At 36.4% G+C, this 12869-nt stretch carries 12 protein-coding genes; 8 read left to right on the plus strand and 4 right to left on the minus strand.

What is annotated here, in order from left to right:
• Window positions 1-33 precede the first annotated feature (33 nt).
• Window positions 34-1323, plus strand: coding sequence for an Omp28-related outer membrane protein (locus tag AACZ92_RS11320; RefSeq protein WP_339701285.1), 1290 nt, complete (start codon window positions 34-36; stop codon window positions 1321-1323).
• 215 nt (window positions 1324-1538) lie between these two features.
• Here AACZ92_RS11320 and pruA read toward each other — a convergent pair whose 3' ends face one another.
• Window positions 1539-3170: an L-glutamate gamma-semialdehyde dehydrogenase gene (gene pruA, locus AACZ92_RS11325; protein ID WP_339701288.1), complete on the minus strand. Its 1632-nt coding sequence runs from the start codon at window positions 3168-3170 to the stop codon at window positions 1539-1541.
• Between the two features lie 211 nt (window positions 3171-3381).
• Here pruA and AACZ92_RS11330 point away from each other — a divergent pair, with 211 nt between their 5' ends.
• Window positions 3382-4083, plus strand: coding sequence for an NRDE family protein (locus tag AACZ92_RS11330; RefSeq protein ID WP_339701291.1), 702 nt, complete (start codon window positions 3382-3384; stop codon window positions 4081-4083).
• A gap of 2 nt (window positions 4084-4085) precedes the next feature.
• Here the strand turns inward: AACZ92_RS11330 and apaG are convergent, their stop codons facing one another.
• From apaG to AACZ92_RS11345, 3 genes are read right to left on the minus strand one after another with little or no spacing between them, the layout of a single operon-like run.
• Entirely contained in the window at window positions 4086-4472 is a 387-nt protein-coding gene (gene apaG, locus AACZ92_RS11335) for a Co2+/Mg2+ efflux protein ApaG (RefSeq protein ID WP_339701294.1), read from the minus strand.
• A 4-nt stretch (window positions 4473-4476) separates the two neighbouring features.
• Window positions 4477-5607, minus strand: a complete 1131-nt coding sequence (locus AACZ92_RS11340; RefSeq protein ID WP_339701297.1) for a DUF3667 domain-containing protein — start codon at window positions 5605-5607, stop codon at window positions 4477-4479.
• A gap of 22 nt (window positions 5608-5629) precedes the next feature.
• The gene (locus tag AACZ92_RS11345) at window positions 5630-6883 is read right to left on the minus strand and encodes a DUF5103 domain-containing protein (RefSeq protein WP_339701300.1); all 1254 of its coding nucleotides are present in this window, start codon (window positions 6881-6883) and stop codon (window positions 5630-5632) included.
• 194 nt (window positions 6884-7077) lie between these two features.
• Between AACZ92_RS11345 and AACZ92_RS11350 the strand changes: the two genes are divergently transcribed.
• The 6 genes from AACZ92_RS11350 to nqrF all read left to right on the plus strand — a co-directional run.
• Complete coding sequence (locus AACZ92_RS11350; protein WP_339701303.1) at window positions 7078-8430, plus strand: Na(+)-translocating NADH-quinone reductase subunit A; 1353 nt, start codon at window positions 7078-7080, stop codon at window positions 8428-8430.
• A 4-nt stretch (window positions 8431-8434) separates the two neighbouring features.
• The gene (locus AACZ92_RS11355; RefSeq protein ID WP_339701306.1) at window positions 8435-9643 is read left to right on the plus strand and encodes an NADH:ubiquinone reductase (Na(+)-transporting) subunit B; all 1209 of its coding nucleotides are present in this window, start codon (window positions 8435-8437) and stop codon (window positions 9641-9643) included.
• A gap of 3 nt (window positions 9644-9646) precedes the next feature.
• Window positions 9647-10396, plus strand: coding sequence for a Na(+)-translocating NADH-quinone reductase subunit C (locus tag AACZ92_RS11360; protein WP_339701309.1), 750 nt, complete (start codon window positions 9647-9649; stop codon window positions 10394-10396).
• A 3-nt stretch (window positions 10397-10399) separates the two neighbouring features.
• The gene (locus AACZ92_RS11365; protein WP_117158897.1) at window positions 10400-11047 is read left to right on the plus strand and encodes an NADH:ubiquinone reductase (Na(+)-transporting) subunit D; all 648 of its coding nucleotides are present in this window, start codon (window positions 10400-10402) and stop codon (window positions 11045-11047) included.
• A 67-nt stretch (window positions 11048-11114) separates the two neighbouring features.
• Window positions 11115-11846, plus strand: coding sequence for an NADH:ubiquinone reductase (Na(+)-transporting) subunit E (nqrE, locus tag AACZ92_RS11370; RefSeq protein ID WP_339701314.1), 732 nt, complete (start codon window positions 11115-11117; stop codon window positions 11844-11846).
• A 1-nt stretch (window position 11847) separates the two neighbouring features.
• Window positions 11848-12869 (plus strand): NADH:ubiquinone reductase (Na(+)-transporting) subunit F (gene nqrF, locus AACZ92_RS11375; RefSeq protein ID WP_339701317.1); only part of this gene is annotated, 1022 nt, incomplete at its 3' end.

Below are 12869 nucleotides of genomic sequence, written 5' to 3' on the forward strand. Positions count from 1 at the left end.
ATTATTGTATAATCAATACAAACCTTAGTAATTATGAAAATGAAAAATACTTTAAAAATTATGGGAATCCTCACTTTGTTTATTGCATTTTCTTGCAGTAAATCTGAGGAGAATGTACCGTTGCAAGGAAGCATAGAAAACTTGGTTTTAACCAGTACTTCAGACGATGAGCTTTTGACCGGAAACGAAACACTAACATTCACCGTTATGGGTGAAGATGGTACTGATTATACCAACGCTGCTACTATTACTGTAAATGAAGTAGAGATAACTGGAAATACGTATGTTTTTGAAAACGAAGGAGCTTACGAAGTTGTAGCAAACTATTTAGGAGCTACCAGTAACGTTTTAAATTTTGATGTAGTTGCTATTGATGGAATTGCATTACTTATAGATAACGCTAAAGTTTTTAAGAATCAAAATGTTCAATTTACTGCAGTTAATAGTGGTGGAGAGGATGTTACTTCTGAAGCTTCTTTTTATGTGGATGGAACAGAAATTAATGGAAATTCTTTTTCTTCTCCAACTGTAGGAGGCTTTGTAGTATACGCTGAGTATACTGTAGGTGGTGAGACTTTTACTACTGATGAAAAATCCTTTGAGGTTTTTATACCGAAACGTAAAGTTGTTGTTGAAGACTATACCGGTACTTGGTGTGGATATTGCCCCCGGGTAGCTGGTGCAATAGAAGATGTTGAAGATGCAACTGATGATGTTGCCGTGATAGCTATACACAAAACATCCAGTAGTAGTCCAGACCCAATGCATTTTGATGATATTCAGATTTTAATTGATGAATATGATATTGGTGGTTTGCCGCAAGCACGAATTAACCGAAGTGTAGACTGGGCACGCCCTCATCCCGTAACGGATGTAACATCGATAGCTGGAGAAGATACTGATATTACTATTTCTATTAAATCAACCCTTAGTGGAGATAACCTTGTGGTAAATAGCAACGTAATGTATGAAAATGGTTCATCTGAAGGAGATAAAGTAGTGGTTTACCTATTGGAAAGTGGTATTCTTTACGACCAGACTAATTATTACGATGAGGACGAGAGTAGTCCATATTATGGCATGGGAGATCCTATTCCAAGTTTTGAGCACAATCACGTTTTGAGAAAGTCGATGACTGCAGTTTTAGGAGACGCTATACCGAGTACTCCAGGGTTTGAAGCTTATAACAAAAGTGTTTCTACTACAATTCCTGCTGATTATGTAAAAGATAATTTAAGCTTGGTTGTAATGGTAGTAGATGCTGCCAATACTGCTAAAAACGCTCAAGTTGCTAAAGTAGGTGTAGAAAAGGTGTTTGAATAAAGAAAACAAAATTGAGATTATAAAGTAGACTGTTTAAAGTCGCTTTAGGCGGTATTTATAATATTGGAGTCGATGAGTTTAGTGAAAAGAAATGTAATTAAGTTTTAAACTTTTCGATTTCATTGGTTGCTTTCCTTTAAAGAGGTAAGGAGAAATTAGAAAAAAAAGAGGCTGTCTAAACAAGACAGCCTCTTTTATGTTTAATATAATAAGAACTAGTTGTCACCTAAAAAAGGATATCTATAATCCGTAGGCGAAACAAAGGTTTCTTTCACCATACGAGGAGAAATCCAACGGTACAGGTTTAATTTACTACCTGCTTTATCGTTTGTTCCGCTGGCTCTAGCGCCGCCAAATGGTTGTTGTCCTACAACAGCACCTGTTGGTTTATCGTTTAAGTAGAAGTTACCAGCAGCATTTTCAAGAATATCAACTCCTTGTTGCAATGCGTAACGATCCTCGCTAAATACAGCGCCAGTTAAAGCGTATTCACTAGTTTCATCTACTAAATGAAGGGTTTCTTCCCATTTATCATCTTCGTACACATAAATAGTTACTACAGGTCCGAAAAGCTCCGTACACATAGTCGTGTATTTCGGGTCTTCAGTTTTAATAACCGTAGGCTGAATGAAATATCCTTCGCTTTTGTCATATTCACCACCAGCTACAATCTCTGCATTATCATCTTTTTTAGCTTGGTCAATATAGCTAGCCAATTTATCAAAAGAACCTTCGTGGATTACGGCATTGATGAAGTTGTCCATATTTTCAGGGGTTCCCATTTTAAAGGACTTTATATCTTCCTGAACATATTTTTTCACATCGCCCCAAATACTTTTAGGGATGTAGCAACGGCTGGCCGCACTACATTTTTGACCTTGAAATTCAAAAGCACCTCTTGAAATAGCGGTTGCTACTTGTTTCGGGTTTGATGTTTTGTGCGCAACAATAAAATCTTTTCCACCTGTTTCCCCTACAATTCGAGGGTATGTTTTATAGTTGTGGATGTTGTTTCCTATCTGTTTCCATATATTTTTAAATACATTAGTAGATCCTGTAAAATGCAAGCCGCTAAAGTCAGGGCTTGCCAATACTGTATCTGTAATCATTTCTGGATCTCCCATCACCATATTGATTACACCGTCTGGCACACCAGCTTCTTTAAATACATCTAAAACTACTTTTGCTGAATAAACTTGGCTGTCACTTGGTTTCCAGATAGCAACGTTGCCCATTAACGCAGCACTTGACGGAAGGTTTCCGGCGATTGCAGTAAAGTTAAAAGGAGTGATAGCATATACAAAACCTTCTAATGGGCGGTACTCTAACCTATTCCAAGCAGCCGATGTAGATTCTGGTTGTTCTTTATAGATTTCAATCATTGACTGAACGTTGAAACGTAAAAAGTCAATCAATTCACAAGCGGAATCAATTTCAGCTTGAAAAATATTTTTAGACTGCCCCAACATAGTAGCGGCATTAATTTTTGCACGGTATGGCCCAGCAATTAATTCGGCAGCACGAAGAAAAATGGCAGCTCGGTTTTCCCAAGGCATCGTAGCCCATTTTTTTCTCGCTTCAAGAGCGCCTTCAATAGCATCTTCAATGTGCTTTTTTTCAGCTTTATGATACACACCTAAAGCGTGTTTGTGATCGTGTGGAGGCGCCATAGTAGCAGTGTCTCCAGTTTCTATATGTTTCCCATTAATGTAAAGTGGCACATCTATAGTGCTGTTGTACATTTCTTTGTAGGCTTTTAAAACTTCTTCTCGTTCAGGAGTTCCGGGAGCGTAGCTCAAAATTGGCTCGTTTTCGGCTACCGGTACTTCAAAAAATCCTTTTCCCATAGGTATATTATTTTTTTATCGGTTTGTACTTATTATAAGGCTGCAAAGGTACAAATTTAGGTTGGAGAATTTATGTTATTGAGTTGTTAAGTTATTCGTTTATAGAAGCTGACAGAGCTTGTTTTTTAAAGAGAAACTTTGCCTAGTTGATACCATAGATTGAGTTTTGTTTTTTGTAATTTTCAAAAAGAATTATTGACTATTATAAAATATGTGTACCCTTACTTTTATTCCAACTTCTAATGATGGCTTTGTGTTAACCTCTAACAGGGACGAAGCTCCCGGTCGCAGTACATTGGCTCCTAAAGTGTATTCAGAAAAGAATACTCGATTATTGTTTCCTAAAGATGAATTGGCTGGTGGCACTTGGATAGGGGTAAGCGACAAAAAACGCCTTATTTGTTTGTTAAATGGAGGTTTTACAGCGCATGAGCGTAAAGACTCCTATAGAATGAGCCGGGGTATTATTGTGACCGATTTGCTAACTTCAGATGATGCTGTTTCAGAAATAGACAACTACAATTTTGAAGGAATAGAGCCTTTTACGCTTATTATGGTAGATTGGTCTAATCACTTACGATTATTCGAACTTGTTTGGGATGAAAAAGAAGTTCACTTTACTGAAAAACCACTTGCTCCACAAATTTGGTCTTCCTCTTTATTATATACCAAAGAAATGAAAGAAAAACGCGAAAAATGGTTCTCAACATTCTTATTTGAAAATTTAAAGCCAAGTGCTACAGAGTTGCTGCAGTTTCATAAAACCGCTGGAGAGGGAAATCTTGATGTAGACGTAATAATGGATCGCGGATTTGTAAAAACGAAAAGCATTACTCAGGTTGTAAAAAATAAAAATGTAGCAATGCGTTACGAAGATCTTCAAGAGGAAAAAATTGTAACAGAAACTTTTTAAATCTAGTTTAAAGCAAAGGCGGCGTGTAGTTTAAAGACAGGAATTGGCACTCTAAACCTTGTTTTAGCATTAAGATCTATTAAGGTGTAATACCCTTCCATAGAGCCGATAGGAGACGTAAGCAGGCAGCCACTGCTGTAGGTGTGTTTTTCTCCTGGTGGAATTACGGGTTTAACCCCAATAACTCCTTCTCCTTTTACTATTTCGGTACGCTTTAAAGCGTCTTTTATTTTCCAATAGCGCGTTAAAAGCTGAACCGTATTTTTACTTTGGTTTTCTATAGTGATGGTATATGAAAACGTGTAGCATTCTCTTTGTTGGTTAATCAAAGTTCCTTCAAACCTTGAAATAACCGAAATTTTAATACCTTTTGTTACTTGTTCGACCATATATTTAATAAATGGCAGCTGTTGCAGCAAAGAAAAGTATGGCGGCAAAAGTTGCTCCTATCCAAAAAATGAAATTTAAAAATACAAATTTTACAATAGTTATAAAACGGCTTTGCTTATAAAAGTTCCGAAGGGCTTTGTAAAAGTAAAAAGGGCCTATTAATGAAAGAAGGATGTTTTGAAAAAGATTAGACCCTAAAATAGTATCTGGAAGTAGGCAAGCTATTAATGCTAAAAACAAAAAGCTAAATACGTGAAATATAAAAACGGTGTGATCTATATAATTATGCTTTTTCTTTGAGTATATAAGCCAGAAAAACAGAGCGTATACTGGGGTAAAGAAGAAAATAAAGAATGGAATCTTCCTAAATAGATAATCTAAAAATCCTTTTGGATTGTTGCTAATCCTCTCTATAGATTCATTTTTGTTGTATAACCACCGGTTGTATAGTGTGTTTTTGTGGTTAAGACTGTCCATGGCAACACTTGCTTTTTTTATAGTATGTGTTTCATAAAAGTCTCGATACATTTTAAACCGTTCGGTACTACTTTCTAGCCAACTTAAAGAGTCTAAACTTTCTTCGGAAAAATAAGCGATTTGTTTTACGTCTTTATCGGGAAATATGCTGTCTTTTCTTTCAGAAATAGAGTCTTCTGCCATTTTGGCTTTTGCTGAAGCTTCCTTTATTTGGTCGTTTATAGATATAAATTTATCGTAAAAATCTTCACCTTCTATCTGTTCTCCGACATCATCGTTAAACATTGAATTTTCTTCAGGTATTATAAACGCTATAAACCCTTGTAGGATAAAGTAGATAATAGAAACACTTAAGAAAAACCGAAAAGGGTTTGCGTACTTAAGTCGTTGTCCATTTATATAATTGCGAGTTATGGTGCCGGGTTTAAATAATAGGTCTTTTACCGTGTAGCGTAATCGCGAGTCATAACTAACAATGCTGTTTATAAATTCAGCAAAAAAATCACTGAAAGAAAGCTGTTTAGTACTATTTAATTGTGAGCAATACGGGCAATAAATATCACTTAAATCCAGAGGTTGTCCGCAATTAAGACATTCTGTTCCTCGATATTTTCGGGCTTTACGACTGTTAGAAGGCACCGGTTTGTGTTTGCTCATACCGTAAAAGGTAAAAAGTTATTTAGTTATTGGTAATGTTCGTTGAATTGCCACGTCCCATCCCAATGATACGATCATAGCGAGCACCTAAATCCCTAAAATAAACCAGTACGGTATAATCATTTTCTGTTTGCCAAAAATTTCCACTTATAGCACCAGGTTCAATAGAACCATCGCGGTTTACTACTACATATTTATAGTTATAAAACCCTTGCTTAAATAGACGAGAGTTTCGGTACGTATCGCTCTGTGGATCATATTTCATATAGGTTGAACCGTCTATGGTCCAATTATTAAAATTCCCGTAGAGATGAATTTCTTTATCGCCAATGTCTTCAAAATATTGAAGATTAAAATGCAACCTAACATATTCCGCTTCAATATCTTGATTGTTAGCGCTAATGTTACGTACTACAAAATTTCCGTTTATATCTGGGTTGTATGTGTACGGGCGATTAAATCTTCCAATGTCTGTAAATAGGTAGTTTTCGTACACATCGCTAACACTTATACGGCTAATATTATTACCGGCAGCTCGAACATCTTTGTTGTCAAAAGATAAAAACTCGTTTCCGCCCCAAAAAGAGGATTCCTTATCGTATTTATAAATAAGTTCATTACCAATGGTGTATTGCGGCTTGAGGTTTGTAATAGCTGTTTTTAAATTACTATTTTTCATAACCAAGGTGTGCACCGTTTGTTTCGGATTGATAAGAAGTAAGGATGGCGAGTTGATGGTAAATTGAACTGTCTGCTTTTCTTCTATATATTTAAGGTCGCGCGAACGTTTAATCTCTACACTCACGCCTGCAATTTCTTCAATAACCATAAATTTTCGTGAAAAAATGGGGTTGTTGTCGCTGTCAAAAATGGACAGTAAATAGTTTCCGCTTTTAGAAATGCCTCGCGTTTCTCTGTTTGGAATAGATAAGGTGTAATGTGAAAAGATTTGTAGCGTATTCAGTGAATTCTCGTACGTTTCAATACGTACATCATCAAAACCACTTAAATATTCACTTTTTGAAAGGTCGCTTTCAGTCCAATCAAAATTGTGGTGGGTGATAGTGTAATAAAAATCTTCTTCCTCACCATTTAGCGCATCAAAAGAGAGTTCAAGCCTTTCGCCTAAACGAATAACAGGTAATTCACTTTGTGCGCTTGTGCCCTTAAATTGAATAGTTTTAATGTAATTAGGAGCTGGAATTTCAGCTAATTGTGAAAAAAGTAAGGATGGTGTGCCAAGTAGTAAAAGGCCGAATAATATCTTCTGAAACATATAAATAATAATTTTCTTTAAAGATAATCAAATTTTGTACCTAACTAATGCTGTATGATAGCGCGGTTTTATTTCTAAATAAAATTATAATTATTTGTTGTGCAAAGCGGTTATAAATTTATAAATTTGCACACCCGAATTTTTAGCCCTATTTGTGGCTCGGGAAAAAAGATAAATGTAACACACACTATCCTATGTCCAAAGACATTAAGATTAAAAAAGGTCTTGATATTCGTTTAAAAGGAGAAGCGGACAAAACACTCTCTAATGCACCGCGCTCACGGACCTTTGCCGTTAGACCGTCAGATTTTCACCTTATTACCCCGAAAATGGTATTGAAAGAAGGTGGGAAATTACAAGCTGGAGATCCTGTTTTTTATTCAAGAGAAAACAAAGATTTAAAGTTTGTTTCACCTGTAAGCGGTACGTTAACGGCTATTGAAAGAGGGGCAAAACGCGTTATTGAGCGTATTGTAATTGAAGCTGACCAACAAGATGCTTATAAAGATTTTGGAAAGACTGATGTAAACACGGCAGATGCAGCAAGCATTAAAAGCCGTTTGCTTGAAGCTGGTTGTTGGCCTTTCATTAAACAACGTCCTTATGATATTATTGCAGATGCCGAAACCACGCCAAAAGCAATTTTCATTTCAGGTTATGCAAGTGCGCCGTTGGCTGCAGATTACGACTTTACCTTAAAAGGAAAAGAAGCTGAATTACAAGCAGCGGTTACTGCACTTAGTAAATTAACAGAAGGTGCTGTTCATGTTGGTGTTGGTAGTAACGGAACTTCTTCTTTTGATAATTTAAAAGACATCTCATTACATAAAGTATCTGGTCCACATCCTTCTGGGAACGTGGGTACACAGATAGCTAAAATTAATCCCGTTAACAAAGGAGAGACGGTTTGGACTGTTTCTGCTCAAGATCTTGTTATTATTGGGGAGTTGTTATTAACTGGAAAATTTAATGCTGAGCGTATTATTGCATTAGCAGGTTCTTCGGTAAAAAATCCAAAATATTACAGGACGAAAATAGGAACTGAGGTTTCAACTTTTATTTACGATTCTGGATTGGATAAAGATAACGTTCGTGTTATTAGCGGAAATGTGCTTACTGGAAATAAAATTTCACCAAAAGGACATTTAGGTTATTACAATAATATGGTTACCGTGATTCCTGAAGGAGACGATTATGAGTTTTTTGGATGGAACAAACCAGTTTTCGATAAAATTTCACCGTCTAGAGCGTTGACTTTTTCTTGGTTATTTCCGAAGAAAAAATACGAATTGGACACCAATACAAATGGAGAGCACAGAGCTTTTGTAATTACAGGAAATTACGAAAATGTATTCCCATTAGATATTTATCCATTACAGATATTAAAAGCCTGTATGGTAAAAGACTTGGACGAAATGGAAGCTTTGGGAATGTATGAAGTAGCTCCCGAAGATTTCGCATTAACTGAATTTATTTGTGTATCTAAACAACCACACCAGCAAATTATTCGCAATGGTTTGGATCAAATGATTAAAGAAATAGGATAACGCTATGGGATTGAAACAAAAATTACATACGCTAAAACAAAAATATAAGGGTACAAAGATGGCACCTGCATTTAATGCATTGCACACCTTTTTGTACTTGCCCAACGAAACCACACATTCGGGTTCTCACGTTAGAGCGGCAGATGATTTAAAGCGTACGATGAATACGGTGATTATGGCATTAATTCCCTGCTTAATTTTTGGGATGTTTAATGCGGGTTACCAAACCAACTTACAAACCGACCCTGAAATCACAAAAGCATTAGGCTTTTTTAGTGGTGAATTCTGGAATTGGTCTAATTTCGTTATCGGATTATGGAAAGTACTTCCATTGGTGATTGTTTCCTACGGAGTGGGACTTGCAGTAGAGTTTTTATTCGCTGTAATTAAAGGTCACGAAGTGGAAGAAGGATACTTGGTAACAGGTATGTTGGTGCCTTTAATTGTGCCTATCGATATTCCATTATGGATGTTAGTAGTGGCAGTTGTGTTTGGTGTTGTTATTGGGAAAGAAGTTTTTGGAGGGACAGGTATGAATATCCTAAACCCTGCATTAACCATTCGTGCCTTCCTTTTCTTTGCCTATCCAACGTGGATGAGTGGAGATAAAGTTTGGGTGCACGGTGCAGTAGAAACTGCTGGGAAACCTGATGCAATTTCTGGTGAGACTATCTTAGGTAGTTTAGCACAAAATAACGAAGTAGGCTATAGTGTGATGGATATGTTCCTTGGGTTTATACCAGGTTCGGTAGGAGAAACCTCTACTTTGCTAATCCTTATAGGAGCATTATTCTTGATATATACTAAAATAGGAAGCTGGCGTATTATGTTGTCAACGGTGCTTGGTGCTTTGGCAATGGGCTTGATATTCAATGGAGTTGTTTCAGCTGGATGGATAGATAATTCGAGTAAGTTTTTCGGATTGATGAATACGGAATTCTGGCATCATCTAATTATTGGTGGATTTGCTTTTGGAGCCGTATATATGGCGACAGATCCTGTTACAGCCTCTCAAACCAACAAAGGAAAATGGATATATGGATTTCTAATAGGATTCATATCTATTCTAATTCGTGTGTTTAACCCAGCGTATCCGGAGGGTGTGATGTTAGCAATACTATTAATGAATGTATTTGCACCAACCATCGACCACTATATAATACAAGGGAATGTTAAAAAACGAATGAAACGTTTAAAAGTTAAAACCGCATAAGTAATGGCGATTAATACAGATAAAAATAGTTATACTATCATTTTTTCCATAGTTATGGTAGTTGTGGTAGGTTCCATCTTGGCAGGTTTTGCCAGTGGTTTAAAACCAAAGATTAAGGAAAACGAACGTTTTGAAAAGCAGCAAAACATTTTGTATGCAATGGGTGTTAATGAAAATGAAGGCCCCAATGACGCAACGTTTGTTTCTACTGATAAAGTAGAGGGAGAGTTTAATAAATTTATCACGAAGCAATTGGTGATTCAAGGTGACGAGATTACTGAAAATGATGAAGCGTACCTTATTGATATAAAGAAAGAAGAAACTAAAGCTAAAGATCCTGAGTATACCAGAAGATTACCACTTTTTGTGGGGAAAAAAGATGGGAAAGAGGTATATGTAATCCCAGTGCGAGGAAAAGGACTATGGGATGCTATTTGGGGGTTTGTTGCAGTTGACAAATCGATGACCATTCAAGGTGTTTATTACGACCACAAAGGAGAAACACCTGGTCTTGGCGCCGAAATAAAACAACGTTATTTTATGGATGACTTTACTGGAGAGAGCTTTTTAAACGGAGGTTCTTTTGAAGGTATAGAAGTTTCAAAAAGTAATAATGATCCTACAAATATAGATACGGACGATAATGAAGTTGATGCCTTGGCAGGAGCTACAATTACCGGAGACGGTGTTGCTGCGATGTTGAGAAAGGATATTAGATTGTACGTACCTTATTTCAAAAAATTAAATCAATAAGCTATGGGATTACTTTCAAAGAAAGACAGTAAATTAATAATGGACCCATTGGCGGACAATAACCCGATTACCATTCAGGTATTGGGAATTTGTTCAGCATTGGCAATTACCGCACAATTAAAGCCATCTATTGTAATGGCAGTATCTGTGTTATTTGTAATGGGAGTTGGAAACGTAGTAATTTCGCTAATGCGAAATATAATTCCTTCTAAAATACGAATCATAGTACAACTGATTGTTGTAGCTACTTTGGTAATTATCGTAGACCAAGTATTGAAAGCGTTTGCTTATTCTCTTAGTAAAGAATTATCAGTATTTATTGGATTGATTATAACCAACTGTATTATTATGGGGCGTTTTGAAGCCTTTGCATTAGGGAACAAACCTTGGCGCTCTTTCCTTGATGGAATTGGTAACGCAGCTGGATACGGAGTTATTCTTATAATTGTCGGTTTCTTTCGTGAGTTATTAGGTTCAGGAACTTTATTTGGATTTCCAGTACTAGGTAATCCTGTTGAAAAAACTGGACTTTATGCAATAGGTTATGAAAATAACGGCTTTATGGTATTACCTCCTATGGCATTGATTGTAGTTGGTATTATTATTTGGGTACAACGTAGTAAGAACAAAGAGTTAATAGAAGAAAACTAAAAGTACTGAAGTATTAGCAGCGAAGCTATTTCAAAACTAATACGTCAATACTCAATACTATAAAAAAATGGAGCATTTAGAATTATTTTTTAAATCGATTTTTGTAGATAACATGGTGTTCGCATACTTTTTAGGTATGTGTTCATACTTGGCTGTATCTAAAAAAGTTAGCACAGCTGTTGGTTTAGGGGCTGCTGTAATATTTGTATTAACAGTAACAGTGCCTCTTAACTGGTTGTTAGATCAATATATATTGCAAGAAGGAGCCTTAACTTGGTTAGGTGCAGAATATGCAGATTACGACTTAAGTTTCCTTTCTTTTATTTTATTCATTGCTACCATTGCAACAATGGTACAATTAGTAGAAATAGTTGTGGAGAAGTTTTCTCCTTCATTATATAATTCATTAGGTATTTTCCTTCCGTTGATTGCGGTAAACTGTGCCATTTTAGGAGGTTCATTATTTATGCAATCAAGAGAAATTGCAAGCTTTGATTTAGCCCTTAATTACGGTTTTAGTTCTGGTATTGGTTGGTTTTTGGCTATTGTTGCCATTGCTGCCATTCGGGAGAAAATTCGTTATTCAAATGTTCCAGCTCCATTACGTGGGTTAGGAATTACCTTTATCATTACAGGTTTAATGGCAATTGGTTTTATGAGTTTCGGTGGAATGTTAACCGGTGGAGATGAAGAAAAACCATCTTTAGATAGTGATCCAGAGAGTTTAGGAACTCAAGTGGAAGAAAAAATAGAATCAACTGAAACACCTGAAGTTTCAACCCTACTAACAAAAAATTAATATGTTTTTAGCAGCAAGCACATTAGGAGTTATTATAGCAACTGTTGTTGCCTTTTTGGTACTTACCTTATTATTGGTTGCACTTTTACTTTTTACAAAGCAAAAGCTGTCACCTTCTGGTCCAGTAACCATTACCATTAACGACGAAAAGGAATTAGAAGTAGAGTCTGGCGGGACATTACTTTCCACCCTTAGTGGGAAAAAGATATTCCTTCCTTCTGCATGTGGTGGAGGTGGAACGTGTATTCAATGTGAATGTCACGTTTTAGAAGGTGGTGGAGAAGCACTTCCTACTGAAACACCTCACTTTACTCGTAAGGAGATAAAAGAAGGGGCACGTCTTTCTTGTCAAGTAAAGGTAAAACAGGATATGAATATTCATATTCCTGAAGAAGTCTTTGGAATTAAAAAATGGGAAGCAACTGTAGTTCGTAACTATAACGTAGCTTCGTTCATTAAAGAATTTGTAGTAGAGATCCCTGAAGATATGAACTACAAAGCGGGTGGATATATTCAAATTGAAATTCCACCTTGTGAAGTGAAATTCGAAGATATGGATATCACCGCACACCCAGAAGAGCATGCAACACCAGATATGTTTGAAGCAGAATGGGATAAGTTTGGCTTGCGACCATTAGTAATGAAGAATGACGAAATGGTTGAAAGAGCGTATTCTATGGCTTCTTACCCAGCCGAAGGTCGTGAGATTATGCTTAACGTACGTGTTGCAACGCCACCGTTTGATAGAGAAAAGAATGGATGGATGAATGTAAACCCAGGTATTGCTTCTTCATATATATTTAACGCTAAAAAAGGAGATAAAGTAACTATTTCTGGTCCTTTTGGAGAGTTCTTTATAAACGAATCAGAAGCTGAAATGCTTTATGTTGGTGGTGGAGCTGGAATGGCACCGATGCGTTCGCACTTATATCACTTATTCAAAACATTAAAAACCGGTCGTAAAGTCACGTATTGGTACGGTGGACGTTCTAAAAGAGAACTATTCTACTTAGAGCATTTCCG

Origin of the sequence: uncultured Marixanthomonas sp. (assembly GCF_963974425.1) — a bacterium.
Taxonomy (GTDB): domain Bacteria; phylum Bacteroidota; class Bacteroidia; order Flavobacteriales; family Flavobacteriaceae; genus Marixanthomonas.

Bases quoted from the DNA above. Each gene is read 5' to 3' on its own strand.
- AACZ92_RS11320 (WP_339701285.1), top strand. From the start codon at position 34: ATGAAAATGAAAAATACTTTAAAAATTATGGGAATCCTCACTTTGTTT.
- pruA (WP_339701288.1), bottom strand. From the start codon at position 3,170: ATGGGAAAAGGATTTTTTGAAGTACCGGTAGCCGAAAACGAGCCAATT.
- AACZ92_RS11330 (WP_339701291.1), top strand. From the start codon at position 3,382: ATGTGTACCCTTACTTTTATTCCAACTTCTAATGATGGCTTTGTGTTA.
- apaG (WP_339701294.1), bottom strand. From the start codon at position 4,472: ATGGTCGAACAAGTAACAAAAGGTATTAAAATTTCGGTTATTTCAAGG.
- AACZ92_RS11340 (WP_339701297.1), bottom strand. From the start codon at position 5,607: ATGAGCAAACACAAACCGGTGCCTTCTAACAGTCGTAAAGCCCGAAAA.
- AACZ92_RS11345 (WP_339701300.1), bottom strand. From the start codon at position 6,883: ATGTTTCAGAAGATATTATTCGGCCTTTTACTACTTGGCACACCATCC.
- AACZ92_RS11350 (WP_339701303.1), top strand. From the start codon at position 7,078: ATGTCCAAAGACATTAAGATTAAAAAAGGTCTTGATATTCGTTTAAAA.
- AACZ92_RS11355 (WP_339701306.1), top strand. From the start codon at position 8,435: ATGGGATTGAAACAAAAATTACATACGCTAAAACAAAAATATAAGGGT.
- AACZ92_RS11360 (WP_339701309.1), top strand. From the start codon at position 9,647: ATGGCGATTAATACAGATAAAAATAGTTATACTATCATTTTTTCCATA.
- AACZ92_RS11365 (WP_117158897.1), top strand. From the start codon at position 10,400: ATGGGATTACTTTCAAAGAAAGACAGTAAATTAATAATGGACCCATTG.
- nqrE (WP_339701314.1), top strand. From the start codon at position 11,115: ATGGAGCATTTAGAATTATTTTTTAAATCGATTTTTGTAGATAACATG.